The organism is Rothia similimucilaginosa (assembly GCF_029850985.2).
GTDB lineage: Bacteria > Actinomycetota > Actinomycetes > Actinomycetales > Micrococcaceae > Rothia.
In genome coordinates, this window is sequence record NZ_CM138149.1 from 273,055 (window position 1) to 300,053 (window position 26,999).

General features: G+C 57.7%; 19 protein-coding genes. 11 read left to right on the forward strand and 8 right to left on the reverse strand.

What is annotated here, in order from left to right; genetic code table 11:
* The first annotated feature begins 855 nt into the window (after nt 1–855).
* Nucleotides 856–2,748, forward strand: coding sequence for a S8 family peptidase (locus QFX07_RS01200; protein WP_279754757.1), 1,893 nt, complete (start codon nt 856–858; stop codon nt 2,746–2,748).
* A gap of 967 nt (nt 2,749–3,715) precedes the next feature.
* Here QFX07_RS01200 and purM read toward each other — a convergent pair.
* From purM to QFX07_RS01220, 4 genes are all read right to left on the reverse strand, one after another.
* On the reverse strand, nt 3,716–4,861 hold the full coding sequence (gene purM, locus QFX07_RS01205) for a phosphoribosylformylglycinamidine cyclo-ligase (protein ID WP_005504604.1): 1,146 nt from the start codon (nt 4,859–4,861) through the stop codon (nt 3,716–3,718).
* Entirely contained in the window at nt 4,861–6,612 is a 1,752-nt protein-coding gene (purF, locus tag QFX07_RS01210; RefSeq protein WP_279754758.1) for an amidophosphoribosyltransferase, read from the reverse strand. The genes purM and purF overlap by 1 nt, the downstream gene beginning before the upstream one ends.
* 240 nt (nt 6,613–6,852) lie before the next feature.
* Nucleotides 6,853–7,305: a sterol carrier family protein gene (locus tag QFX07_RS01215; RefSeq protein WP_279740896.1), complete on the reverse strand. Its 453-nt coding sequence runs from the start codon at nt 7,303–7,305 to the stop codon at nt 6,853–6,855.
* 2 nt (nt 7,306–7,307) lie between these two features.
* Nucleotides 7,308–8,435 carry an asparaginase gene (locus QFX07_RS01220; protein WP_279754759.1) on the reverse strand — a complete coding sequence of 376 codons (1,128 nt, stop codon included), beginning with the start codon at nt 8,433–8,435 and terminating at the stop codon, nt 7,308–7,310.
* A 411-nt stretch (nt 8,436–8,846) separates the two neighbouring features.
* Between QFX07_RS01220 and QFX07_RS01225 the strand changes: the two genes are divergently transcribed.
* The 7 genes from QFX07_RS01225 to QFX07_RS01255 all read left to right on the forward strand — a co-directional run bounded on the left by QFX07_RS01225 (nt 8,847) and on the right by QFX07_RS01255 (nt 16,295).
* The gene (locus tag QFX07_RS01225) at nt 8,847–9,185 is read left to right on the forward strand and encodes a hypothetical protein (protein ID WP_279754760.1); all 339 of its coding nucleotides are present in this window, start codon (nt 8,847–8,849) and stop codon (nt 9,183–9,185) included.
* 154 nt (nt 9,186–9,339) lie between these two features.
* Nucleotides 9,340–10,623, forward strand: coding sequence for a phosphoribosylamine--glycine ligase (gene purD / locus QFX07_RS01230; RefSeq protein WP_279740887.1), 1,284 nt, complete (start codon nt 9,340–9,342; stop codon nt 10,621–10,623).
* A gap of 176 nt (nt 10,624–10,799) precedes the next feature.
* Nucleotides 10,800–11,726 carry a phosphoribosylaminoimidazolesuccinocarboxamide synthase gene (locus QFX07_RS01235; RefSeq protein WP_049327456.1) on the forward strand — a complete coding sequence of 309 codons (927 nt, stop codon included), beginning with the start codon at nt 10,800–10,802 and terminating at the stop codon, nt 11,724–11,726.
* A 319-nt stretch (nt 11,727–12,045) separates the two neighbouring features.
* The gene (locus tag QFX07_RS01240; protein ID WP_279754761.1) at nt 12,046–12,948 is read left to right on the forward strand and encodes an adenylate cyclase; all 903 of its coding nucleotides are present in this window, start codon (nt 12,046–12,048) and stop codon (nt 12,946–12,948) included.
* A 196-nt stretch (nt 12,949–13,144) separates the two neighbouring features.
* A complete protein-coding gene (locus QFX07_RS01245) occupies nt 13,145–14,359 on the forward strand; it encodes a peptidoglycan-binding domain-containing protein (RefSeq protein ID WP_279754762.1) in 1,215 nt (404 codons plus the stop codon).
* 1 nt (nt 14,360) lies between these two features.
* On the forward strand, nt 14,361–15,137 hold the full coding sequence (locus tag QFX07_RS01250; RefSeq protein WP_279754763.1) for an ABC transporter ATP-binding protein: 777 nt from the start codon (nt 14,361–14,363) through the stop codon (nt 15,135–15,137).
* Nucleotides 15,138–16,295, forward strand: coding sequence for an ABC transporter permease (locus tag QFX07_RS01255; RefSeq protein ID WP_279754764.1), 1,158 nt, complete (start codon nt 15,138–15,140; stop codon nt 16,293–16,295).
* A gap of 92 nt (nt 16,296–16,387) precedes the next feature.
* On the opposite strand, the gene QFX07_RS01260 is transcribed toward QFX07_RS01255, so the two are convergent.
* Together QFX07_RS01260 and QFX07_RS01265 are read right to left on the reverse strand one after the other, a co-directional pair.
* Entirely contained in the window at nt 16,388–17,251 is an 864-nt protein-coding gene (locus QFX07_RS01260; protein ID WP_279754766.1) for a FadR/GntR family transcriptional regulator, read from the reverse strand.
* A 224-nt stretch (nt 17,252–17,475) separates the two neighbouring features.
* The gene (locus tag QFX07_RS01265) at nt 17,476–19,149 is read right to left on the reverse strand and encodes an L-lactate permease (RefSeq protein WP_279754767.1); all 1,674 of its coding nucleotides are present in this window, start codon (nt 19,147–19,149) and stop codon (nt 17,476–17,478) included.
* Nucleotides 19,150–19,983: 834 nt separating this feature from the next.
* Here QFX07_RS01265 and QFX07_RS01270 point away from each other — a divergent pair.
* The 3 genes from QFX07_RS01270 to QFX07_RS01280 are packed head-to-tail and all read left to right on the forward strand — an operon-like array spanning nt 19,984 to nt 23,076.
* A complete protein-coding gene (locus QFX07_RS01270) occupies nt 19,984–20,778 on the forward strand; it encodes a (Fe-S)-binding protein (protein WP_279754768.1) in 795 nt (264 codons plus the stop codon).
* Between the two features lie 16 nt (nt 20,779–20,794).
* Entirely contained in the window at nt 20,795–22,432 is a 1,638-nt protein-coding gene (locus tag QFX07_RS01275; protein ID WP_279754769.1) for a lactate utilization protein B, read from the forward strand.
* Entirely contained in the window at nt 22,432–23,076 is a 645-nt protein-coding gene (locus tag QFX07_RS01280; protein WP_279754770.1) for a LutC/YkgG family protein, read from the forward strand. The genes QFX07_RS01275 and QFX07_RS01280 overlap by 1 nt, the downstream gene beginning before the upstream one ends.
* A 238-nt stretch (nt 23,077–23,314) precedes the next feature.
* Here the strand turns inward: QFX07_RS01280 and QFX07_RS01285 are convergent, their stop codons facing one another.
* Nucleotides 23,315–24,874, reverse strand: a complete 1,560-nt coding sequence (locus QFX07_RS01285) for a molybdopterin-dependent oxidoreductase (protein WP_279754771.1) — start codon at nt 24,872–24,874, stop codon at nt 23,315–23,317.
* A 596-nt stretch (nt 24,875–25,470) separates the two neighbouring features.
* The gene (locus QFX07_RS01290; protein WP_279754772.1) at nt 25,471–26,988 is read right to left on the reverse strand and encodes a cation:proton antiporter; all 1,518 of its coding nucleotides are present in this window, start codon (nt 26,986–26,988) and stop codon (nt 25,471–25,473) included.
* Between the last annotated feature and the right edge of the window lie 11 nt (nt 26,989–26,999).

The window sequence follows — 26,999 nt, forward strand, 5'->3', positions numbered from 1 at the left end:
TTCACTAGAGGCTACCTACAAAACTTCTCCCACCCATCAGTCGTGAGGATAGGTGGGAGATGCAAGCTGCAGCATCAAAAGCGGCAGCGTTCTGTTCACGAAAAGACCCCGATGAGAAAACTCAACGGGGTCTTTGCGTATGTGAGCGCTGGAAGCGGCAAGGGGGTTGGTCATCCACTAACATAAATGCACCTTTTAGAAAATATCTGCATTCTTTGTGTATTGGCTTGTGAGGAGCGAATAGAAAAAAGAAAATGCATATCACTGCATTGGTATATATTTTCTCTCAGCCTGTGTGCGGGAGTTCTTTGGAAGTAGTTTATGTGGTGGGATGTCGCTATCCTAGTATCTTTTCCTATGCGTGAAGCGGCTAAAGCTCGATAGTGTGGCGTAAATAATAAGATTTTTATTTCACGTAAATGCAAATAAGGAAATGCCTGGTTGAGCTATTCTCCTGGGCTTGAAGTAAAGATTTAAGTTTTACTTATCTTTACATAAAGTGACCTGCATCATAAAGGTTATTTTATTCATAAAGTAACCCAAAAAGGGTGATAGAGTATCTCACGGTACGTACCCGTGCATGCATATTGTGAGCTACCCTCAACAGCCGCACAAGCTACAATGCAGACACCACGCACCACAGCGCCATGCATCAACCACCCCGCACAACAGCATCTACCCACAGAGACATCTGCCCGGCAGATGCGTGCGATGAAAACACCGCACAGCGCTAACACCCCACTCTTCCGTATTCACTCGTACCGAGTACACACACCTGGCTCTGCGCCCTCAACGCAAGTCGGCAACGCTACACCGCATCGTGCGCACCCGGTACCACTCACCTCAAGGACGTCCATGTTTCGCATTGCTCGCCCCTCCCAGGCACGCTCCTCACAGCGTTCCCTGCTGAGCTTCGTCACCGCGACCTGCCTGCTCTCGGTAAGCGTGATCCCCGCCGTGGCGGCACCCACCGCGCAGGCTCCCCACCCTAAGGCATCTGCGACGGCAGAGGCATCTAATACTGCCCAGATCTCCGATACTGCGCAGTCCGCGCCCGTGGCATACAACCGCTTCATCATCACCTACACCGATGAGGCGAAGAACGCCGCCTCCGCCGACGCCGCTGCAGACCAGATTGACTGGTCCGCAGCTGCGGGTACCCAGCAGGCAACCTGGAGTGACGCACTCTACGCAGGCATCACCTCCGATGTGCAGAGTATCGACGAGCTGCTGAACATTAAGACCAGCTACGTCCGTTCCACCGCACTGGATGCCAGCGTAGTCACCACCTCTTCGGAGCTCACCCCGGCTCAGGCGCAGCAGTATATGAACGCCCTGAGCACGAACTCCAAGGTCGCCTCCGTAGTACCCGATATGCGCCGCTACGCCACCGTGGATCACACCTCGGAAACCATCAAAATCAATGACCCGAAGATGAACCGCATGTGGTCCCTCACCGGTGAGAACGGAGTCTCCGCGCTGGAGGCGTGGGGCACCACCCGCGGTAAGGGTGTGACCGTGGCGGTGCTGGACTCCGGTATCACCGCTCACCCGGACCTGGACGCTAACGTGCTGCCCGGCTATGATTTCATCGCCGAGTCGGCGTTCTCCAACGACGGTAATGGCCGCGACTCCGACCCGACCGACGCCGGCAACTGGACCGTAGACAACCAGTGCTTCACCGGTTCGAAGGCAAGCCCTTCCGACTGGCACGGCACCCACGTGGCGGGCACTATTGCCGCTATTGCGAACAATAACGAAGGCATTGCCGGTGTGGCGCCCGAGGCGAAGATTGTACCCGTGCGCGTTCTGGGCGCCTGCGGTGGCTTCGACTCAGACATCACTGACGGCATTATTTGGGCTGCTGGTGGTAGCGTGCGTGGCGTTCCCGCAAACCAGAACCCCGCCCAGGTCATTAACATGTCCATCGGTAGCGAGGGCACCTGCACCACCCCGTACCGCCAGGCGATTGCTCAGGCAAATAAGCGCGGCTCCATTGTGGTCGTCGCAGCCGGTAACAACAGCTTTGATGCCTCGAAGTCCAGCCCCGGCAACTGTGAGGACGTCATCAACGTGGGCGCAACCGATAAGAACGGCAAACGTTCCTACTTCTCCAACTACGGCTCCCGCGTGGACGTGAGCGCACCCGGTGGCGACCGCCGCTACTGGGGCGGCGGTATTCTCTCCACCCTCAACGCTGGTAAGACCGCTCCCGGCAAGGCTGACTACGCCGAGTACCAGGGCACTTCCATGGCGGCACCGCACGTTGCTGGTATTGTGGCGCTCATGAAGGCGGTCGACCCGAAGCTCACTTACGCTCAGGCGAAGAAGGCTCTACAGTCCACCTCTCAGGGTATTGAGTGCGACCAGTCCGCGTGCGGTTCCGGCATTGTGAATGCGGCACGCGCGGTTCAGCAGGTTCGTTCCGACCGTGAAGCTGCGGAGGCTGCCGCAGCTGAGGCGGCACGCAAGAAGGCGGCTGAAGAGGCAGCACGCAAGAAGGCTGAAGAGGACGCTAAGCGTCAGCAGGCCCCCGCACCGAAGGTGATCCCGGCTCCTAAGGCTAGCCGTCCGGTGACCCGCCCGTCCCGCCCGGTTAGTCGCCCGTCCCGCCCGGTCACTCGCCCCTCCTACCCGTCGCGTCCGCGTTACGGCCACACTCCGCGTTACCGCTCCTGGTACGGTGCTTCTGTGAACACCTACCCGAACAATGGCTATCTTGGTTTCGCGACCGGTAATCGCCACTAGTCATCTCCGCCAGTTGAGTTAGAGTTTAGATACGAAAAGCCCCCGATGAGTTCTCTCATCGGGGGCCTTGCTATACCGGCGGGGCGAATATTATGAAGAATCACCCCGGCAGCGCGGCTAGTGCTTTTCTTTGGTCTCGCGGGCTTCTGCACCGGGTTGGTGACCAGCGGCTCATCCTGGATGATGGGCTCGGTGTCACCATTCAGGTCGTAGACCTGGGCATCTCGGGGATTTCCAGTGCGGGGCGCCAGGAATCCGGTCGTAGTCGTCAGCGAGGTTCCACTGCTTGCTGTACTGCGGGGCGTACCCGGGGCTGCCGCGGTGGGGGTGTTAGGGCACGCTACACGCCGAAGTATGGAAGCCTCATCTGGTTCTCCTGATGTAGGTGTGTTGGTGCGGACTGTGTGATGTGTATGGATGCGTTCGGCCTATTTTTTGGTTTGGTTTTACGGGGCGGCAAAGGGCTCTGTTTTTGGGTGTGCTGAAGTGCTGAAAGGGGTGAGGGAATAGCGTTTTTGACCCTTTTTACGTACAGGAAGAACTCTTTTTCGATGGTGTGTAACGTACATTTCTAAGGTATTACTTCAAGGTGAGCTTTAGGGATTTTTAGAGCAGTTTTCGTGGGTTAATGTATAGAAAATTAACCTATCTAGGCTGAATAGTGCCTAATCATTGAGGGTTTATGTAGGTGAGGCTTGAAGGTTTGGGTGTGTGAGGTGAACTGCATGGTGCCACTGAAGGGTGGGGTGATAAGTAAATGTTTTTAACACTGTGATGTAAACACTCAAATGCATTAAAAATGCGGTTGATATTAAAAGATAAAAACCAGTCAAAACACGCCAGACAGCGCCCCCTGCCTGCAGGCACACAAAAGACCGGGGCGGCCACCGCATGGGTGACCGCCCCGGTCTGTAGAAATCATTAGCACCAGCAAGCTGGCGCTCGCTGTCTACTTGAGAAAGCGTCCTTAGGAAGCGTAGGAGCCCAGCAGGCGAACCGCGCCGCCGTCCACGCCCTTAGCGCCCTGAACGTAATCGGGGTTGTTAGCCTCGGGCTCGCCGGCGGCAACAACGTCACCCATAATCCAGGAGGGGATGCCGCGGTCGTTCAGGCGCTTGGTAGCAGCCTCAGCCACGGAGGGGTCAACGATAGCAATCATGCCCACGCCCAGGTTTAGGGTACGCTCCAGATCGGCCAGGGGTACGTTGCCCAGCGAACCAATCAGGGAGAAGATTGCGGGAATCTGCCAGGTGGAGCGGTCCACGCGACCCTCCAGGCCCTGGGGCAGAACGCGAGCCAGGTTAGCTGCCAGGCCGCCGCCGGTCACGTGGGAGAAGCCGCGCACACCGCTACCGGTGGTGCCGTCCTCACCGTTGACGGGGAATGCTGCCGCCAAATCCAGGCAGTCTGCCGCGTACACGCGGGTGGGTTCGAGCAGCTCTTCACCGATGGTGCGGCCCAGTTCGTCCACCTGACGCTCCAGACCCCAGCCGGCAACGTTCAGGACCTTACGGACCAGGGAGTAGCCGTTGGAGTGAATACCGGAGGACGCCATAGCGATCAGTACGTCGCCCTCACGCACGCGCTCGGGGCCGAGCAGTTCGTCTGCCTCGACCAGACCGGTTGCTGCGCCCGCAACGTCGTACTCGTCCTCTGCGAGCAGGCCGGGGTGCTCAGCGGTTTCGCCGCCAACCAGGGCGGTACCAGCCTGTGCACATGCGCCAGCGATACCGCGCACAATGTCAGCGATACGTTCGGGAACGACCTTGCCGGTAGCAATGTAGTCGGTCATGAACAGCGGCTTCGCACCGCAGACGACGATGTCGTCCACGACCATGCCTACCAGGTCGTAACCGATGGTGTCGTGAATATCGAGTGCCTGCGCGATAGCGACCTTGGTGCCCACACCATCGGTGGAGGTAGCCAGGTAGGGCTTGCGGTACTTGACGAGCTCGGAGACGTCGTACAAGCCCGCAAAGCCGCCCACGCCACCAACTACGGAGGAGTTGTGGGTCGCCTTGATAGCGCCCTTCATCAGCTCAACGGCGCGATCGCCAGCCTCTACGTCAACACCTGCGCTCGCGTAGGTTACGGTGGTGGTGTTCTCGCTCATTAGGATTCCTTCGGGGTAGTGGTAGCGGAGGAGTTTGCGGGGGTGCGGTCCTGCTCCGTGAGCAGTGCCTCGAGGTCGGCGTCGGGGCCGGGGTTGCACATGCCCATACCGGCATCGTCTGCGGCAACCTGTACTGCGGAGGGGTCGAACTTCGTTTCGAGAGTATCGGTGCCTTCGCGGGTATCGATGGAGACTGCCTCAGCATGCTCAGGCTTGGAGGGGACGGGGCGCTCCACGGTCACCTCAGCGGCCTTACCGGCGAGGGGGCCGCCATTGCCCTTCTCCGCGGAGTCGAAGAGGGACTTGCCGCGTCGTTCCTCACTCGGCAACTCAATCGGGTATTCGCCGGTGAAGCATGCGGTGCACATGTTTTCGGCGGGCTGCTCGGTGGCTGCCATCATGCCGTCCTGTGAGATGAAGCCGAGCGAATCGGCACCCAGGGAGGACGCGATTTCGTCCACGGACAGGCCGTTCGCAATCAGCTCCGCGCGGGAGGCGAAGTCAATACCGTAGAAGCAAGGCCACTTCACGGGCGGGGAGGATATGCGCACGTGCACTTCCTTCGCGCCAGCTTCGCGGAGCATACGCACGAGGGCACGCTGAGTGTTACCGCGAACAATGGAGTCGTCAATGACGACGAGGCGCTTGCCAGCCACCACAGACTTGAGCGGGTTCAGCTTGAGCCGAATACCGAGCTGGCGGATAGTCTGCGAGGGCTGAATGAAGGTTCGGCCCACGTAGGCGTTCTTGACCAGGCCGTTACCGTAGGGAATGCCGGACTCTTCGGCGTAACCAATAGCAGCCGGAACACCGGATTCGGGGGTGGGCATGACCAGGTCAGCTTCAACAGCGTGTTCGCGGGCAAGCTGACGACCCATCTCTACGCGGGATTCGTAGACGCTACGGCCGGAGATGGTGGTGTCCGGGCGAGCGAGGTAGACGTACTCGAAGACGCAACCGGCGGGCTTAGCTTCTGCGAAACGCTGGGAACGCAGACCGTTCTCGTCAATGGTGATGAACTCGCCGGGCTCCACTTCACGCACGAAGGACGCGCCGACAATATCAAGTGCCGCGGTTTCGGATGCGACAACCCAGCCACGCTCCAGACGACCGAGCACGAGGGGGCGTACACCCTGCGGGTCGCGTGCAGCGTAGAGGGTGTGCTCATCCATGAAGGTGAGGCAGAAAGCACCGCGCAGGGTCGGCAACAGGTCGAGTGCTGCTTCTTCAAGGGAATCGAAGTCATGCTCTGCCAGTAGAGCCGTAACGAGTGCGGTGTCGGTGGTGTTACCCTGAGCAAGCTCACCGTGCTTGGGGGGCTTGCCGCCGTTCTTTTCGAGAATACGGTCGTAAAGGTCAGCGGAATTGGTGAGGTTACCGTTATGTGCCAGGCAGAGCGTGCCGTGCGGGGTGGTACCGAGGGTGGGCTGTGCATTAGCCCAGTGGGATGCGCCGGTGGTGGAATATCGGGCGTGGCCGATAGCGTGGTCGCCGGGCATGGAGCTGAGGGTGGCTTCATCAAAGACCTGGGAAACCAGTCCCATATCTTTGTACACGTGGATGCGTTTGCCGTTACTGGTTGCGATACCTGCTGATTCCTGGCCGCGGTGCTGGAGTGCGTACAGGCCGTAGTAGGTTAGCTTTGCCACGTCCTCGCCGGGAGCCCAGACGCCGAAGACGCCGCAGGCGTCCTTGGGTCCGTGGTCAATCGGATCGAGGTCGTGAGTGAGTTTTCCGTCGGGGCGAATCAATTCACTTCTTTTCGACGTTGGGACTGCGGATGCGTCTGTGCAAGCGCAAGATGAGGGCGTGTTGCCGCACTCACACCTGCCCGTGTGTGCCGTAGCATACACCAGACCTTTAAAAGTGTACCGGGTTTCGGAGCCGATGCGGTGAAGGATACGCTAAATACCTCAGGATGGACCACTAGAACAGGCACCAAATACGCCAAATCACGAAGACTGCGTGGACCTGCTGGCTCGTAGCAAATTCTAGAAGAGCGGCAACAAACCCGAAAGATCACTACGCTCACCCGACGCATCGAGCGTACCGGCACCTACCGCCTGCGCCCACGAACAGGCACCCAGAACCAGTGCCGCCCACACGAGCGGACGCGCCTCCACCACGGACGGGGGAGTGCCGCGCGTATGTCGAGGACCCGCCACGCACTGGGTCACACCCAGCGGGGGCACACGCACCTCCACGCTATTGCCAGGGGCGAGGGTTGCCAGCTCCTCCAGGGTGAAGCGCACAAAGGTCGTACGCACTGAACGGGGGAGAGCAGCAAACGCCTGCTCTACCTCGGGGCTGTTCAGCAGGTACTCACCTCGGGCATGCACATCTGCAAGCTCACCGACTGCCGCACACTGCGCCTCAAAGAAGGCACGCACTTCGTGCACCGCCGCCATGCCCGCTTCCTCGCTGGTCTTACGCCGAATCGCCACAACTAGTTCCCTTCCGGGGTGCTGGGAGTCAGATTCTCGCGGGTAAAGAGCTCCTCGTGCACACGAAGCTCGCCCACTACAACCGGCTTGCCATCCACGTAGCCGCCGGTCACCGAGCGAACCACCAGCGTGAGTAGGCGCTCGCATTCCTCGGCGCTCAGGTAGCCGCCAGCAGCGAGAGCACGCAGAGCCACGGCGTACATGGCGCGGTGCGAACCGTCGCTCATCTTTACCACCACGGACGTGCCCGAACGCAGACCAATGCAGAGCACGCCCTCCGCGCCGCCCTTGACGATTGCGTCCAGTTCTTCGCTGAGCACGGTGTCGGGGGAGCCGGGTGCCTGGATCAGTTCGGGGTAATCCACCATGGCGGTCGCGACCGTGGAGGCGCGCGCATCCGCCCCGAGGTTGCGGATTGCCGAGCCGAGGGTTGAGTAGGCGCGTGCGGCACCGGCCAGGGAGACGGCGTGCACGGGTGCGCCACATCCGTCAACGCCGATGGCGGCTACCGGCTCGCCGGTGAATGCTTCAATTTCTTCGGTGATGACCTGCTGCAGCGGGTGTGCGGGGTCGAGGTAGTTGTGCAGGATCCAGTTCTGCGAGCCCTCTTCAAGGTCGCCACGCTCAAGCTTGGCGGTGCACGCCCACAGGAATGCGGCGTGCTTGCCGGAGCAGGGGTGCGCCAGGGCAGTAGCAGCGAGGTTCGCCTGAGTCATTGCCTGGCGTGCCTGCTTATCGGCAGGGAACATGGGCTCGAGTGCCAGGTTTTCCGGGGTGAGCGGGTTGGTTTCGGTGCTGCCCTGGGTGAGTACGTCCTGCACGGCACGCATCTGCTCGAAGGTGCCGCGGTGCGATCCGCAGGCGATGGCGACCTGGGAACCGCGCAGGGGTGCGCCCGCCTTCATGGATCCAATGGCCTGCAACGGTTTGGCGGCGGAACGGAGGAAGAATGGTTCGTGAATATCACCGAGGGCAAGCTGCACATCGCCATCGGGGCTGAGGAGGATGAGGCGGCCGCGGTGTCGTGCCTCAATGAGGTTGTTGCGGGTGAGTTGAGCGAGTTCTACGTCGAAGGCGCTGCTCTGGCAGGTGGTGGGAGTGGTTGCCTGTGGAGTGGTGCTGTTGGTCATTCTTCTAGTTTAAGGGGTGTATTGTTCTGCCTTATGTGCGCGGTTTTACGTGTATAAGGCGGCTCAGAATGGTATCCCCGCAAATATTTCCGTGCAGAACGTTGCCTGTAAGGGCGGGGCGGATTCATCCTTATTTTTGTATGGTTACGTGATATTTTTGGGCTGGCAGTGAGCTATATGCGTGATATCTCTCATGTTGATCGGTGGTATTTAGCATGGGGGAATAGAATATTCGTGGAGTATGCCCGTAGAAGTCTGCGCATGCCTCTCAACATGGGAGCGGCCCCTTCCTAACGCCACGTATCCTGGTGCCACCCAGAACAGATTCTCCCATCATCTACGTCTCCACTGTTTGCGAGAACGACAGCCTCAGATAATACGCACATTAAATCATCAGGAATAGGTAACTTTATGGCAGAGCAGAACTACTCTTCTTCCACCACCCCTAAGAACACCGCAGAAAAAAGCGGCATGAGCGCTGAATCTGAATTTCACGCCAAGTTTTTCCCCATTCTCGCGCGAGCTGCTTCGATTGCTGCCGTGCTCATGTATGTCTTCTACTTCCCGCAGATTATCGGTAACCTGAACGGTCACAAGGGCGACTGGATTCAGCCTCTGGTAGCCGCTATCAACTGCACTCTATGGATGCTGTACGGCCTGTGGCGCCCCAAGAAGGACATTCCAATTGTCATCGCTAATGCCCCCGGTATTGTTTTTGGTGGTCTTGCAGCTGTGACAGCATTGGTCTAACCCGAATCAAAGCCACCTATGTTGTGGTGAATACTCACCTGATGCGGTTCTTCTCTGATAGGCATTCTTTTGAGCGTGCCGTTCGATGAGAAGAGCCGCATTTTTAATGTGCCCAGCTCACATTTTTAGTGTGATAGCGGGTACCCTGAATAGCATGAAGGTTTTGGTACTGGGCCCCGGCGGCCGCGAACATGCAATTATCCGAGCGCTTCTGCGCGACCCTGAGGTAACTGAGGTGCACAGCGCCCCCGGCAATGCCGGCATCGCCCAGGATGTTCCCGTCTACGCAATTAATGCGAATGACCCCGCCCAGGCAACCGCCCTGGCACGTGAGCTGAACGCCGACCTGGTTGTTATTGGCCCGGAGGCGCCCTTGGTCGCAGGTGTTTCTGACGCACTGCGTGAGGCGGGTTTTGACGTTTTCGGCCCCTCTGCAGCTGCTGCACAGCTAGAAGGTTCCAAGGCTTTTGCAAAGCAGGTCATGGAAGAGGCTTCCGTGCCGACTGCTCGTGCTTACGTGGCAACGAATGCCGCTGAGGCGCAGGCTGCCCTGGACGAGTTCGGCGCACCCTACGTGGTGAAGGACGACGGCCTGGCTGCGGGTAAGGGCGTTGTGGTGACCGAGGACCGCACCGCGGCACTGGAGCACGCTCAGGCTTGTTTCAACGCTGGCGGCACCGTGGTCATCGAAGAGTTCCTGGACGGCCCCGAGGTGTCCCTCTTCGTCATCTCTGACGGTAAGAATGTTCTGCCGCTGTCCCCGGCTCAGGACTTCAAGCGCATTTTTGACAACGATGAGGGCCCGAACACCGGCGGTATGGGTGCCTACACCCCGCTTCCTTGGCTGCCCGAGGGCTTCGTGCAGGAGGTCGTGGAGAAGGTTGCACGCCCGACCGTGGCTCGTATGGCTGAGCGCGGTACCCCGTTCGTGGGTGTGCTCTTCTGCGGCCTGGCCGTGACCAGCCGCGGCGTGCGCGTTATCGAGTTCAACGCCCGCTTTGGCGACCCGGAAACCCAGGCGGTTCTGGCGCGTCTGCGTACCCCGCTGGGTCAGCTGTTGCGTGCGGCTGCTCGCGGTGAAATTTCTGAGGGTACTGAGCTGGATTGGGATCCCCGCACCGCAGTTGACGTGGTCATGGCTGCCGAGAACTACCCGGACACTCCCCGCAAGGGTGACGTCATCTCCGGTCTGGATGAGGCGAACGCTCTGGAGGGCGTGCACGTGATTCACGCGGGCACTGCCGCATCCGAGGAGGGTGTGCTGACTGCTGGCGGTCGTGTGCTGGCTGTTGTTGCTCTCGGCGATGACTTGGCTGCTGCCCGTAACGCTGCCTACGAGGGTGTTCGCGCTATCTCTTGGGCTGGCGCGCAGTACCGTACCGATATCGCGTTGAAGGCTGTGGAGAACCGTATCCACATTCCCGCTCCGCGTAGCTAAAACCTTAATGTGACCGGCTTCCCCGCTTGAGGGTGGGGGAGCCGGTCGCTTCTTTGCCTCAAGATTGTGCCGTATTGATGATTGATTGGCACTATCGGGAGTTGGGTTTGTCGCGGTATTGTAATTACACAGACTTTTTGCATCCACATCACACCACCTCATCAGGAGAAATTCTCATGACTTCTCGTTCTAACCCCCTGGAAATCCCGGGCTGGACTCACATTTATTCCGGTAAGGTCCGCGACCTGTACGTTCCGAATGAGGAACGTTTTGACGCTACCGGCTTGACCGTCAATGATGACGCTGAGCTGCGTGCCGGTTCGGTCATGGTTGTCGCCTCGGACCGTATTAGCGCTTTTGACCGTATTCTGCCTACCGAGATCCCGGATAAGGGCAAGATTCTGACTCAGATGTCCCTGTGGTGGTTTGAGCAGCTCAAGCAGGTCCCGAACCACGTGCTGTCCACTGACGTTCCGGATGTTGTGGCTGGTCGAGCTATGATTTGCCGTTCGCTGAATATGTTCCCGGTGGAGTGCATTGTGCGTGGTTACCTGACTGGTTCGGGTTTGGCGGCGTATAACGAGACCGGTGAGATTGCTGGTGTAAAGCTGCCTGCGGGTCTGGTGGATGGTTCCCGCCTGGACACCCCGATTTTCACTCCGACCGGTAAGGCTGAGGTGGGTGAGCATGATGAGCTGGTGACCCGTGAGGAGCTGTACGCTGAGGTTGGTCAGCCGGTGGGTGAGCGCCTGGAGGAGCTGAGCCTGAGCCTGTACACCACTGCGGAGAAGATTGCCCGCGAGCAGGGCATTATTCTGGCGGATACCAAGATGGAGTTCGGTACCGATTCGTACCGCGGCGAAATCACCCTGGGTGATGAGGTGCTGACCCCGGACTCTTCGCGTTTCTGGGATGCGACCCAGTACGAGCCGGGTCGTGCACAGCCGAGCTTCGATAAGCAGTATGTGCGTGACTGGCTGCGTTCCCCGGAGGCGGGTTGGGACGGTTCGGATAACGTGCCGCACCTGCCTGAGGAGGTTGTGGAGAAGACTCGTGCCCGTTACGTTGAGGCGTATGAGCGTTTGACCGGCACGAAGTTCTAAACTCAATATTTCGGGCCGAATAAGTCTTTGAGATAGCTAAAGGGCGGTGCCCCGGAAGGTCATTCTTCCGGGGCACCGCCCTTTAATTCATAAGCCCTTTTACATGCATTCTTAAAGGTGCGACACATCATAAATATATGTTATGTATCTGTTGTACGGGGGGGGGTAGCACTCTATTATGTTAGTAATCGGCTCATGACGCTTCTACGCTACAAAACGCAGGTTCACACCATATAGCAGGTCTGTAAGTAGCCTCCACGATACGCCCGTATCACTGCCGATTCTCACCCACCAATGATGCTTGAGAAAGGTGAAGTCCATGGCAAAGAAGCCCTTCACACCCCTCACCCTTATCGGTATTGCCTGCTGCCTGGGCGTATCGAGTTGCTCCACCACCGTTGAAGTTAAGCAAGACATTCGCAATGTCCTGGCAAGCTACGAGAATCCCTCCCCGGATATTAACGTGGCCCTCGTCAACGAGGTCAAAAAGTGCATGAGTGAGAAGTCCTTCACCTACTCCGGTAGTCAGAACATTATTTCCGGTGCCTCCGTTCTTGAACTTGCGATGAGTGATGCCTACCTCCCCAGCGAAGAAGCGGCCACCCGAGGGTACTTATTCACCCGGCAGGACAACGCTAGCTCCAGCAATGAACCCGCGATGGAAAACCCGGCATATCGCAAGGCGTTCCAAGGCGACCCCCAAGCCGCAGACAGCAAAACTGTCACCATCACGCTGAGTAACGGTGCCCAGATCGGCATGGCAACAGATTCATGCCTGGGACGTGCGGCAGAGGCTGTCTTTGGCTCAGCAGAAAACTACCTCAAATACATCAACTTCATTAACGAGCTCACCACGGGTGGATCCAAAAATAACGCGGTAGAAGAAATGGGGAAATACTACCGCGATGACAACACCTACGGTGCCTGCATGAAAGAAAGCGGATACACCGATATCCAGCACTTCGGAGATGCTCCCAGCTACGCAGAGAAAACCTGGGGTAAGTACAAGGCAGCCAATGTAGCTGCCAATGCGGAAGAGCAGGCCCTAGCTCACGCCGACTACAACTGCCAAAAGTCCACTGGAATCCTGACTAAGGCACAGAATATCTACTACGAAAAGGCTGCGACCTGGCTCAATGAGCATGAACCGCTCATCCTTGAAGTACGCGATATCGAACGTCAGGCACAGGAACGCGCCGCAACTCTACTCAACGGCAACTAGCCGACGGCAAATAGTAAACGCTGATTCCTCGTTGGACATTTTCTAGCGAGAATTTTCTACCGGTCCTCTGCTCTCAACCGCGTTCACCCGCGGATGAGAGCAGAGGATACACCCCTTTATTCAGTCCCCGCCACGTTGTTTCCCTCAGCAATTACCTCTAGTCCCGCCCCGTATTTCACCGCAGAAAGGTGAACCCATGAACACGCAGCAGAGTTCAGAAAACCCTCGCCGCGCCGCTACAACGGCAACCATACGCGCCTACCTGGTTCCGGTGCTCGTCATTCTGCTCGTCATCACCGGCGGGTTCTCCATCTATGCGCTTAATACAGGGCTACGCACCAATGTTGAATCCAATGTGCAGCCATCCCGAGCCGCGCAACTAACAACCCGCATCAGCACGCAAACTGTTACCCGCACCTACTCGGGAGAAGTTAGCGTGTCACCCGCCCGAAGCTACACCGTGGGAACCCCTCAAGGAGTGGTGACCAGGGACGGCGCCAAAGCGGGCACCCAGCTGAGTAACGGCTCAATTATCACCACTATCAATGAGCGTCCTATCATCGCGTTCAAAGGTAGCATTCCCGCCTACCGCGACCTTGCTGTAGGCGCTCGCGGCGATGATGTTAAACAGCTCCAAGAAGCTCTAGAATCGCTCGGCTACAGTATCTGGGATGAGGAAGGAAACTACGGCGAAGCAACCGCCAACGCTGTCTACCGTTTCTACCTGGATCGTGGCTACTACCCTCCCGGGGATACTGACCGAACCGAAGAAGGACGCTACAGCACCGCACTGCCGCTCTCTGAATACCTCTTTGCTGACGGCAATGAATACACCGTAGACAACAGCTGCGGCACCAAAGGCCAAACCTCAACTCCGGCGCTGTGTACCCTATCCGCGGGTGGATACCGTCTGGTACTCTCCGCGGATGGTAGCGCTCTCAGCAATGAACTCGCTGAGGGACAGAAAGTCCAGATTCTTACCGATAACGGAAGCCCGCTCGAAGGTACCCTAGGTGCAGCCCTCACACCCGAAGGCTCAACTAACGCTGACGGCGGCGCTAACGCAGGTGTCTCCAACGGTGCGCAGAACAGCGCGCGACCTAACAGCGATACCCCCGCACCAGGAGCTACCGCACGGAAACGCTACCCCATCAAAATTGACTTGCCGGAAAACACGACGGCATCAACACGTTTTCAAGCAACCGTCACCCTCAACCGAGGTGCTGAAAACGCCCTCGCGGTGCTCGAAGCAGCCGTCAAAACTGAAGAAAACGGAACGCACTCCATCACCTTGGATAACGGTCAGAGCATTCCCGTCACCCTCGGTGTGTGCTCCGCCGGAATCTGCGAGCTCGTCAACCCCGCTGCAGAACTCAAGACAGGCACCGTCGTGAAGCTGAAGGAGCGCTAAAATGCCTCATCGCGAGACAGAACGTGCCCTCACCGCGAGCGCTACCGCCTCGAAACCTAATATCGAGTGCCACAATATTGCGCGTTTCTTCCCACCCTCCACCCGGGCGCTCAAAAACGCGACCCTCAGCATCCATGAAGGCGAATCGGTGGCCATTACCGGCGCCTCCGGAAGCGGAAAATCTACGCTCCTCTCTATCATCGGGCTACTCGATCAGCCCTCTGAAGGTGAGCTAAAAATATTGGGCCAAAACATGGGCACCGCCAGCAACGCCGAACGAACCGTGGCGCGCCGTGAGCATATTGCTTTCGTCTTTCAGGCGTACCACCTTATTGCTCATCTGAACGCCACCGAGAACATTGCCCACACCCTCCGGATGCGCGGCGTACCGGGCCGTCAGGCACATCAGTGTGCGTTGCAGGCACTCGAACAGGTGGGTTTGGGGCACCGTTTGGAGGTTCTTCCCCGCAATATGTCCGGTGGTGAACAGCAAAGAGTCGCGGTTGCGCGTGCGTTAGCCTGCGCCCCGCGTATCCTGCTGTGCGATGAGCCTACAGGAAATCTCGATACTGAAAACTCTCACAAGGTGTTGGATCTGCTCCTCGCCGGCCGTGCGGAAAAGCAAAGCCTGGTCATCATCACCCATGAGCCCGATATCGCGGCTCGCTGCGACCGGCAGCTACACATGGTCGATGGGATGCTCGTTAGTCCCGAACTTACTATTCCCGAAGAGCCGGCTCACCAAGCGCTCAAAGAACCCGTTGTCAGGGGAGGATAGATGCTAAGGAACAACCTTCACTACGCTCTCCTTGCAGTTGTCCGCCGTTGGCGCCGCAACCTGCTCACAGTATTGGCGATGCTCGCGGGAACAACCACCATCATCATGCTGGTGGGCGTCAGTGAGTCGTCAGCGCTCAATACGAGCTCTCAGCTGGCCAGTTACGATTCCACCCGGCTCGGTGTGCGACTCCAGCCGCAGACCTGGGATATACCGGAGGAGGAACTACTCTGGCGCGTTAACCAAATTCCAGAGGTCAAAGCTGCTGGTACAGTCACCATAGATACGCAGGCAACGCGTCCACAAGTCAACAGGCCGGGGCATGAGGGCCAGCAAACGCTCCTCGCAGTCGTTTCAGAAGCAGGTTTGAAAGCACGAGGTGCGCACATTGTCGAAGGGCACTTTTCGGAGCCTGCCCGCGAGCGTCGCGGTGAGCCTACCGTCTATCTGGGTGTTGCCCTCGCGAAAGAGCTAGGGGTCAGTACTGAGCCCGGGCGGAATATGATTGAGGTCAACGGAATGCGAGCCTATGTGCTCGGCATTATCCGTGACGGCGGCAAAAACGCTGCTCTCAGTAGCGCTCTTATTCTGCCGACCACCTCCACTTTCTTGCCGCAAGCCCACACCCTGCAACGCGGTATGGACGTCATCGTGAATCCAGGAAGCGCAGATACGGTCGCGGAACAGCTCAAGCAGGTACTAGATCCGCAACGCGCCCCCGTTGATACAAACATTGAGATTCCACCTTCACCGGTGACTCTTCGTGCTTCTTTGACGAAAGACAGTCGAACTCTTACAACCATCATCCTGGTGGTTCTTATCGTCTCGACAAGCTTCGGCATTGTGATGACCATGCAGATTTCAGTCTGGGAACGCCGCCGGGAAATCGGCATCAACCGTGCATTAGGGTTGGGACGGCGAGATGTGGCGGTGAGTTTCCTCGCGGAGGCGGCCCTCCTCGGGGCTCTAGGCGCTCTTGGAGGCTTCATCCTCGGTATTCTCGGTTCCTGGGTTGTGTGCCTTCTCAACGGTTGGGTACTATCTCTACCACCCCTTATCTTAGGGATTCCTTTCCTCGGCTTGGCTGTGGGCATCGTGGCGGGTGCACTGCCCGCCTACGCGGCAACGAAGGTTCAGCCGCTTGAGCTCCTGCAATAAGTGCCCAGCGAATAAGGGCGGTGCCCCGGAAGGTCATTCTTCCGGGGCACCGCCCTTTAGCTATGTGGGGTTATGGGGTTGAGTGGCACATCCTAGCCGCGGTGCGCGTCTTCACCATGTACGTTCTCGCGGCACAAATCCTCGTGCAGAATATCCTGCGCCGGATGCTGCCGTGCCCGCTCTTCCGCAGCACGGTCAGACAGCGAATAAAACCACGTAATATGCTCACACACACGCTCATAGGCTGCCTGCTCATCGTGAGAGGTAATCGCCTCAATAATGCCGTAATGCTGCTGCTGCAACGTGCGCTTGACCGCCTCCCAGTCCTTCAAGAAAGGAACCGCCTCCTGCACATAACTCATCGTCGCCATGTGCAGAGAGTCAATTACCGTATCAAGAACAATATTGCCGCCGAGCTTCGACAGCTCATAGTGAAAACGCGTATCGCAGAAATGGAAACGCTCATTACTGATCTTCTTATCCATCTCTGCCAGATGCACGCGCGCCCGATCCAGCGCCGCTGCACGCTCCGGAGTGTCCGGCGCCGCTGCCGCCGCACGGGCCGCAGGGCCCTCCAACAGCAGGCGGGTTGAGACAACGTCCTTCACCGGCAGGCTACGGGTCGCAATGTGCATGCGTAGCGCCCAGCTGAGTGCATCCGACGGCTCCGAAATGATAATCGCACCGGACTTCGGGCCTGAACCGGTGCTGGAGCGAATCAGACCCAGCGCGTTCAGAACCCTCAAACCTTCACGGACTGAGGGTCGGGAAATGCCGTGTCGTGCGGCAAGTTCACGTTCGGAGGGGAGCTTATCGCCCACACGCAACTCACCCAGGCGCAGGCGCCGCTCAAAGTTCTCCAGGATGATGCTGTAGCTGCGGTCTGCCAGAATCGGTTGGCGGTCAACCGCAGGGGGCGCTTTAGCAGGCTGGGTATCGTCATGAGAATGAGGCATGGTCTCTCCTGATAACGAGGCGGATAACGAAAAAGACATACTCTGCGCCTGAGATATCTCCGAGATATTTCGGGCTATTCGTTGAGTGGTCAGGGCATAAAAAGCGGGGCGGCGGAACCGAGAAGGTTCGCCGCCCCGCCATGGCCTCCGGAAAATACCGGAGCGAATGTCCTATGGTCCTTGAGGTTTTCACCTCGAGAACTCTCTAAGGGGTGAGCCTCAGATTAGGGAACCAGGAAGGACAGCACGTTGGTCTGCAGGAAGACCAAGATGCAGACGACCACGAGCATACCGAAGGACCAGGGGAGGACAGCCTTGAGGATGTCGGATTCCTTGCCTTCCATGTCCACGGAGGTAGCAGCAATAGCCAGCGACTGCGGGGAGATCATCTTACCGACCACACCACCGGTGGTGTTAGCAGCCAACATGAGCTCGGGGGTTGCGCCGTGGATACCTGCGTGCTGCAGGTTCTCAGCAGCAGACACCTGCAGCTTGGAGAACAGTGCGTTCGCGCTGGTATCCGAACCGGTCACAGCGGTACCGATCCAGCCCAGAGCCGGTGCGAGGAACGCGTAGACGGTGCCCAGGCCAGCCAGGAAGGTACCCATAGCAATGGTCTGACCGGAGAAGTTCATGACGTATGCCAGCGCCAGAACCGAAGCAATGGTCAGGATGGACCAGCGCATGCGGTAGACAACCGAACCGAACTCGGTGAAGATTGCCGGGAACTTGAAGGCGTAGCGGCCCTTCTCGTTGAAGAAGAAGTAGACGACAGCAACAACCAGACCGGAGATAACCAGCAGGGTGCCGGGGTTGGACATCCAAGCGAAGTTGTAGACAGCGTCCTTGACGGGCTTGCCGTCAGCGGTGACGAGGCGGGAGCTCAGAGCCTGGATGTCAATCTTGATGACGAAGCTCTTCAGCCATGCCTTCAGGCCGGCGTGCAGGTTAGCAATACCGAAGATCGCGACAACGATGACGTAGGGCAGCAGTGCCATCCAGACGCGAACGGCGGGCAGAGCTTCCTTCTCTTCGGTCTGCGCGGGCAGGCCGTAGCGCTCACGAACGCCTGCGACGCCGCGGGGCTTCCAGAACTGCAGGAAGATAACAGCAACACCCATGGAAACGATGGAAGCAACAACGTCGGTCAGGTTGAATGCGGGGGTAGCAGCGGTGATCCACTGTGCGATTGCGAAGGAAACACCGATGACCAGTGCGGGCAGCCAAGCGTCCTTCAGGCCCTTTACGCCGTCGAGGATGACCAGCAGGATGAGGGGAACGAGCATTGCCAGGAACGGAGCCTGGTGACCAACGATGGTTGCAATAGTCATGGCGTCCTTGCCGCCAACGTCAGCTGCGGTGGTAATCGGGACAGCAACTGCGCCGAATGCCACGGGTGCGGTGTTAGCGAGCAGAACGATGATAGCAGCTTTGAGGGGCTTAACGCCCAGGGCGAGAATCATGGTTGCGGTAATTGCAACGGGAGCGCCGAAGCCAGCCAGTGCCTCGAGCAGACCGCCGAAGCAGAATGCGATGAGGATAGCCTGGATGCGCAGGTCGCCGCCGCCGAGGCGGTCGAAGACGCGACGGAGATCTTCAAAGCGGCCGGAGAGGACGGTGAGCTGGTAGAACCAGATTGCACCGAGAATAACCCAGCAGATGACCAGGCCGTAGATGCCACCGCGGACGGCGCCCAGACCGGCGAGGTCAGCGGGCATATGGAAGCCCAGGACTGCTACGAGGATAGATGCTGCCAATGCCACGAGTGCGGACCAGTGAGCGCGTGCCTTAACGCCCAGTAGCATCACAAAGAAGGTGAGGAGGGGAATGGTTGCCACGAGTGCGCTGAGGCCGAGGCTACCTCCCACTGCATTGGTTACAGCGGTATAAGTTTCCACTGGAACTCCTTTGGTTCAGGGTGTGTCTTGTGTGTGGTCAGACCATAGATAAGCCCCTTGGGGGAACGAGTCATTGTTTCCCATACGGGGATGTGGTCAGACCATTGATCGCATGTTTAGAAGGGTACCGGATAGTGCGGTGTTTCACCAAAAGTGACCTGACTCATTTTCGTATCAAAGGGATGCTTAGCGGGTTTGTATCCCGTGAATTTACCGAAATATTGCGACTCTGATAGTTAATTCCAGCTTCTGAAACTCGGATATTTCTGAAGGCGTAAAGAACTGGGTGCACGAGTGGCTACCTTGTCCAGCGGGGATTCTTCAGATGTCGGCACATTCTTGAAAAGAATGTTGCATTAAAGAGGAGTTGTCCCACAAAACAATCATAAATTCTTCAGAAAGGTGGATTTCTAGTCGGGTTTGTCTAGTGAAGGTGTGTGTTTGATAAACGTTCAATGGATAAAGAGGGGTGGGGGTAAAAAGTAGATGAGGTCATATATATCGAAAGGCGGGAAAGCATACCTTAAGGTCAGGGTAACCTAACCGATTATTTAACAAGGAAAGTATGCGCTATTTCGACTAGAGAAAAGCCGCACAACGGTGTTAAATGGCAAGGAAGATAAAAGACATCACCACGGTTTCTGATCCCACCGCATCCCACCTCCACTTGGGGCGCGCACACCAGCCGGAACCTACCGGCCCAGCTTCCCCGACTCAAAACATCTGAGTCGATTCTTCTGGAAGACCGAACGTGTTCGGACTGTGCCCCGCCTGCCCCAGACGCAGGCGGTGAGACCGAGAAACTCTGAACACAGAGGAAAGGACGGACAAGTCATGCGCATTGCACTCTTCTCCACGTGCATCGTTGACGGCATGTACCCCCGCGTAGCACGCGCCACCGTCGAAATTCTTGAGCGCCTGGGCCACGAGGTTGTCTTCCCCCCGAACCAGACCTGCTGCTCCCAGATGCACGTCAACTCCGGCTACTTCGATGACGGCTACGAAGTCATCAAGAACCACGTTGAAGCTTTCGACTCTTGGGACTGGGACGTTGCTGTTGCACCTTCCGGCTCCTGTGTTGGCTCCCTGCGTCACCAGCAGGCAATGGTTGCACGTAGCCGCGGCGACGAAGCACTGGCTCTGAAAGCAGAGCAGATCGCTTCCCGCACCTTCGAGCTCTCCCAGCTGCTGATCGACATCCTCGGTATCACCAATGCCGCTGAGCAGCTCGGCTCCTACTTCCCCGAGCACGTCACCTACCACAGCTCCTGCCACGGTATGCGTATGCTCGGCCTGGGCACCCGCCAGCAGGACCTGGTCCGCACCGTTGAGGGCATCAAGTACACCCAACTTGAGGGCATGGACCAGTGCTGCGGTTTCGGCGGTACCTTCTCCTTCAAGAACGCTGACGTCTCCGGCGCAATGGTCAACGACAAGGCAAACAACGTTGAAGCAACCGGTGCATCCGTCTGCACCGGCGGCGACTGCTCCTGCTTGATGAACATCGGCGGTGCGCTAATGCGTCGCGACTCGAACGTGCAGACCATCCACTTCGCAGAGATTCTCGCATCCACCAAGGAAAACCCGCTCAAGATTAGCTCTGAGCGCGTCGAGCTCTCGATCGCCTAAGGAAAGATAAGACCTCATGACTGCTATTCAGCTTGGTATGCCCAAGGTCGTTCACTACGGCGAGGGCAACATTTTCGAAGAAACCCCCTTCCCCAAGTACGCGAAGGAAGAGCTCAAGAACGAGCAGCTGCGCGCCAACCTGCGCTTCGTGACCCACGCGATCCGTAACAAGCGTGCCAACGTCACCAGCGAACTGCCCGACTGGCAGGAACTGCGCAACACCGGTGAGTCCGTCAAGAACTACGTTCTGGCGAACCTGCCCGAGCTGCTCGAACAGTTTGAGCGTAACTTCACCGCCGCAGGCGGTCACGTGCACTGGGCACGTAACGCCACCGAGGCAAACCAGATTGCTCTGGACCTGATCCGCGAGCAGGGCGTGGACGAAATCATCAAGATTAAGTCCATGGCAACCGCAGAGACCGGCCTGAACGAATTCCTCGAAGAAAACGGTATCAACGCTATCGAGACCGACCTCGCGGAAGAAATCGTCCAGCTCGGCCACGACCGTCCCTCGCACATTCTGGTGCCCGCAATTCACCGCAATCGTCGCGAAATCCGTGACATCTTCCTGCGCGAAATTGAGGGTATCAACCCGGACATCACCGATGAGCCGGCAGAACTGGCAGAGGCATCGCGTTACCGTCTGCGCAATAAGTTCCTGAACACCACCGTGGCAGTCTCCGGCACCAACTTTGGTATTGCCGAGACCGGTACCCTGACCATCGTGGAGTCTGAGGGTAACGGCCGTATGTGCCTGACCCTGCCCGACACCCTCATTACCTTCATGGGTATTGAGAAGATTCTGCCCACCTTCCAGGACTACGAGGCATTCCTCCAGCTGCTGCCCCGTTCCTCCACCGGTGAGCGCATGAACCCCTATACCTCCATGTGGACCGGTGTGACCCCCGGTGACGGCCCGCAGAACTTGCACGTCATCCTCATCGACAACGGCCGTACCGCCGTTCTGTCCGACGAGCTCGGTCGCCAGGCACTGCGTTGCATCCGTTGCTCCGCATGCATGAACGTGTGCCCCGTGTACGAGCGCGCAGGTGGTCACGCCTACGGCTCCACCTACCCGGGCCCCATCGGTGCAATCCTGTCTCCGCAGCTCTCCGGTATTGAGGCAGCAGAGAACAACTCCCTACCGTACGCATCCTCCCTCTGCGGCGCTTGCTACGAGGTCTGCCCCGTGAAGATCAACTTCCCCGAGGTCCTCGTGCACCTGCGCGCTAAGGATGTTGAGTCCAAGCACGCTGTCCGCGAGTTCGAGGGCAACAAGAAGGCTCCCTTCTCGCAGATGGACGGCATGATGCTCGGCGCGAAGAAGCTCTTCACCTCCGGTAAGATGATGTCGATTGCAGAGCGTGGTTTGCCCATGTCCCGCCTTATCAGCGGCCGCAAGCACAAGATCACCGCTGTTCCCGGTATCGTCGGCGGCTGGACCGCTTACCGCGACATCCCTGAGCCCCCCAAGGAATCCTTCCGCAACTGGTGGAAGAAGGAAAAGGGTCAGGTTCCGGCACGCGATAACGCTGAGCGCGTTGACATTCAGGCCCTCATCGAGGCAAACAAGGGTAAGGTCGCTGAGGCGGCAGCAAACGCCAAGGCAGCTATGGACGCCCAGGCAGCCCGTGAAGCTAAGGAGAACAACTAATGTCCTCTGCTAAGGAAGATATCCTCGCACGTATCCGCTCGTCTCTGGCTGACGCACCCGTCGCACCCGAGCCCGTACGTAACTACCGCCGCGTCAGTGAGCTGAACGAAGAACAGACCATTGAGATGCTCGTCGACCGCCTCATTGACTACAAGGCAAACGTGTTCCACGCGAACAAGGAGAACATCTCCGAGGTCATCGCAGAGCGCCTGGGTGAAAAGTCCACCTACGTGGTTCCAGAGGGCCTGAACATGGAGTGGCTGCCGGCTGACACCGCTGACCGCAAGCGTGTCACCGACTCCGGTAGCACCCTCAAGCCCGGCTGCCTGAGTCTGAAGGAACTGGATGCAGTCGACGCTGTGGTCACCGGTTCGACCGTCTCCTGCGCAGAGACCGGCACGATCTTCTTGAACACCAACCCTGACGAGGGTCGCCGAGCCATTACCCTGGTGCCCGACCACCACATCTGCGTGGTGCCCCGTTCCACCGTGGTGGAGCTGGTTCCCGAGTCGATTGAGCGTATCACCTACATCCGTCCCGTGACCATGATTTCCGGTCCGTCGGCAACCAGTGATATTGAGCTGATTCGTGTGGAGGGCGTGCACGGCCCCCGTACCCTGGACGTCATCATCTACGACGCCTAAGGTGCAGCGCCAGAAGGCAAATCTCTAAAGAAACCGCCCGAGAGCTAAAGCTCCCGGGCGGTTTCTTTATGCCCTCGCGGCTCTAGTCTTCTGAAGCATATGCATAAGTCATGAGGGTACAAAAACGGTGGCGGGCCCATGTTCCCGCCACCGTTCGGTGCTTTATATGGTTGCTTATCGATGCGTTACCTAGCGGAGTGCTGAAGGCTCTACTGTAGCGATGCCTCCGCGTGGGTGCTTAGGCTCGTGCGTCGAAGTGCTGCAGACCGGAGTCCTCGCGGCTACCGCCCTGGCCATCGCCAACATCGCGGTAATCCTTAATCCACTCAATCTTCTGAACCCACTTAACCATCTTGTAGCCGTGCATAGAGTCCGCACGCAGACGGAGCGGGCCACCGTACACATCCGGCAGAGGCTTATCATTCATGCCCCAAGCCAGGATGGTCTCATCCTCCATAGCCATGGAGATATCCAGGCACTCATAGTACGGTTCGGTCGGTCGGCCGTCGTAGGTGTGGCCCACGTGGCCGAAGGAAGTCACCATGACATAACGAGCGTCATCAGTCTTCTCAACCAGTGCGAGAACGTCGCGCAGACGCACACCCTCCCACTTGGCGATACCGGTCCAACCCTGCATGCAGGTGTGCATGGTGATGTTAACTTCCTTGCCCAACTGCTTGAGATCGTCAAGGCTCAGGGACTTGGATTCCTTCACCAGACCGCCCAGCTCCAGGCGGTAGTCAACGAACTCGTGCTCCTTCAGGAGGTTCCACTCGGTGCTCTCACGCTCTGTCGGCGGGCGAGTGTTAACCCAGTGGAAGGGAGAAATATCTGCATCGGTGAAGGTCTTCTTCTGCACCTGACGTGAGGAAATACGATCCAGCAGGACATTACGAATCGGCTGGGTCAGACCCCAAATGAAGGTCTGGGTGAATCGCAGGTCGCGCAGGGACCAGTACGAAGCAAAGAGCCACAGAGCGACGGCAAAGACAATACCGCCAATGAGCATGGTGACTGCCTGAGCGAACTGTGCTGCATCCACCTCGTTATAGGGCTTGTTAAGCATCATGTGAGCGATGTTGTACTGGGGGTGAACCACAAACACCAGAGCCACGTGAATAACAGTGAATACGCAGTAGAAGGCCATGCCCAGGAAGTGGATGGAACGTGCGGTCTGGCGGTTACGGAAGAGGCGCACGTAGCCGGGGAAGCGGCCGCAGAATGCCGGGCTCATAATCGGGCCGGTTGCAATCATCAGCGGTGCCACAATGAACACCACGGTGAAGTACATAATCTGCTGCAGAGCATCGTACGGCTGGAAATGCTCAATGGAGGGAATCTGGAAGCCAGCATAAATCTGGATGGATTCCCACGCCTGTGGGATGATGTCCCAGCTGGTTGGGACAATGCGGCGCCACTGGCCGGTCAGGAACAGCAAGGAGACGTAGACGAGACCGTTAGCAATCCAGATAAAAGTCACAAGAGCGTGCCATGCACGACCCAGACCAATCTGGCCGTTACCAGGTAGGGAGATAAGCGGCGACAGTCGACGCTGGTCGTCGCGGGCAGTGAACTCACCGGGGACAGTCGAAACCTTGTCCTTGGTGAACTTGAGCCATTCGGAACCCGGGGTGCAGTGGTTGTTCCAGTACAGACGGGGGTGAGAGGCGAGAACTTCCCAACCTGAACGAATCAGGAAGCCCATCATAATGAAGTTGATGAAGTGCGTAATTCGGAGCCATGACGGGAAGTCCAGCTCTACGCCACCAGTGCTCGCGGTGAGGAGTAGTTGGTGCATGATGTTTCCTTCAGAGATGACTGTGTGTGCAGACAATCGATAGGATTCAGTGCGAGGCCTTAAGATGTGAGGTTAGAAATAATTACCTTTCTGACCCATATGATCCTCCTCCGTGGTTGGGAGCCGCCGGGGTATCGTCGCGGATACTCCCGAAAGGGGCACCTCCCGTGTGTGAGGGGGAGATGCACCAGCTCCCGCTGGGGCGGAAGCGGCTCTGTGCATGTATGTTGGTTTATGTGTGTTTTAGGGAAATACCCTGTGTGCTTTCAATTTTATAGGACAAAGTGTCAGTCGAGAAAGCTAAGACACGTCATCTTCTGGAATATTTGCATAAAAAATCCGAATTTAAGGAAATTTTTTGTGCCTCCCCTATTTTATAAGGAGATTCAGAGGCAAAAACTCGCCATACCCTACGGTGAGGGCATGGCGAGTTTTGAGCCTATTTGTGGGATGCCTTGTGAAATTGAATAGCGTAGCTGCCTGTTATTATGTGGTTTTTGTCGGGGCAATCCCACATAAAGTCGATGTGACTGTATGCGGGGCACCTGCTCAAACTATTTCATTCTATGAAAGACCGAACCACCACATAGCCGCAGCTACTTCTGCGCAGCATCTGTATTCTTTACAGAGCCCCTGTGCTTCTTTGCTGCATCCCGAGACGCAGTACAGGAATCAGCCGAAGCAACCTCAACCTCGGCAGAATCAGATTCAGAATCAGCCTGAGACTTCAAACGAACCACCGGAATCATACCCGTAGTCAGCTTCGTCTGCGCATTACGCTGAGCCTTCAGAGCATTCATCTGCTCCTTACGGCTAGGGGCCTCCTGAACCGGCTCTGCATCACCAAATGCCTGACGAATGCCCAACGCCCACAGCGGGAACAACAACACCGTCAGGGCGCCGCCTGCAACCAGCAGCGAAGCTGTCGACTCCTCCAGAAGACCCGAACTGGTCGCAACCTCCGTCACCGCCACAATAATCGGCAGACCCGCAGCCGAATACAACGCTAACTGCGCCTTCTGTGCGCGAGTGGTCAACCCCGAACGGGTATCGAAGAAATGCTCCGCCAAAAGCACCGGAACACCACGGCACAGCAGAATACCCACCACCACGGCAAACAGACCCAAAGGCTTAGCCACCACAGCAGACACATCAATACCCATCCCGCTGACCACAAAGAACAGCGGAATCATGAACGTAAAACCAACCACCTCAAGGCGGTGAGTCATCATGTGCAAAGCCGCCGGAGGGGTCAGAGTACGCAGAATCAGACCCGCCGCAAAAGCACCGAGCACCGCATCCAAATCAAAAAGGGCGGTGCACATAATCAAGGTCGCCAGCAGGAACATCGCAAGACGCAAAATGGTCTGGCCGGTCGTATTCGCCTCCGCAGCCATAATCTGACGCAGACCCGGCACATGCGCAAACAGACGGTGAGGAATCAGCGCCACAATCACCGCAACCACCATAAACGCCAGCAACACCACAAATGCCATGCCCGGCGAACGCGAAGACAGCAGCAACGAAATAGCGAAAATCGGCAGAAGCTCACCCACAGCACCGTGCACCAGCACTGCATTACCCACCGGCGTACCGGCAGCACCGTGAGACTTCAACATCGGCAGCAGAGTACCCAACGCCGTGGAACTCAACGCCACACCCACCGCAATATACGTATTCATCTCGCGCGAGAACGACGTAATAACCGCCGCACCCGCCATACCCAGGGCAAAGCACACCACCCAGGTGGCAATAGCGCTATAGCCCTGACGGCTACGCAACGAGGACACGTTAATCTCAAAGCCCGCAATCAAAAAGAGCATGCCCAGACCAAGCTCCTTCAGCAGCGGGATACCGCCCTCACTGCTGGCAAGGTTGAGCATATTCGGGCCAATCAGCAGACCAAAAATGAGCAGGAAAACCACATCCGGGATCTTCTTACCCGTCAGCCGCGAAAGAATCGGCGACAGCAACGCAACCAACGTAATCCAGAAAATAGACACAAACTGGCCGCTATCGTGGCTCGACCCTTCCGACAGAGTCGTACCCGAAGCAAGAAGAGCACCAGACGCCCTCAAATCCGTCAAGAAAAGCGGGGAAAAAGTCGAAAACATAAAACCTCAAC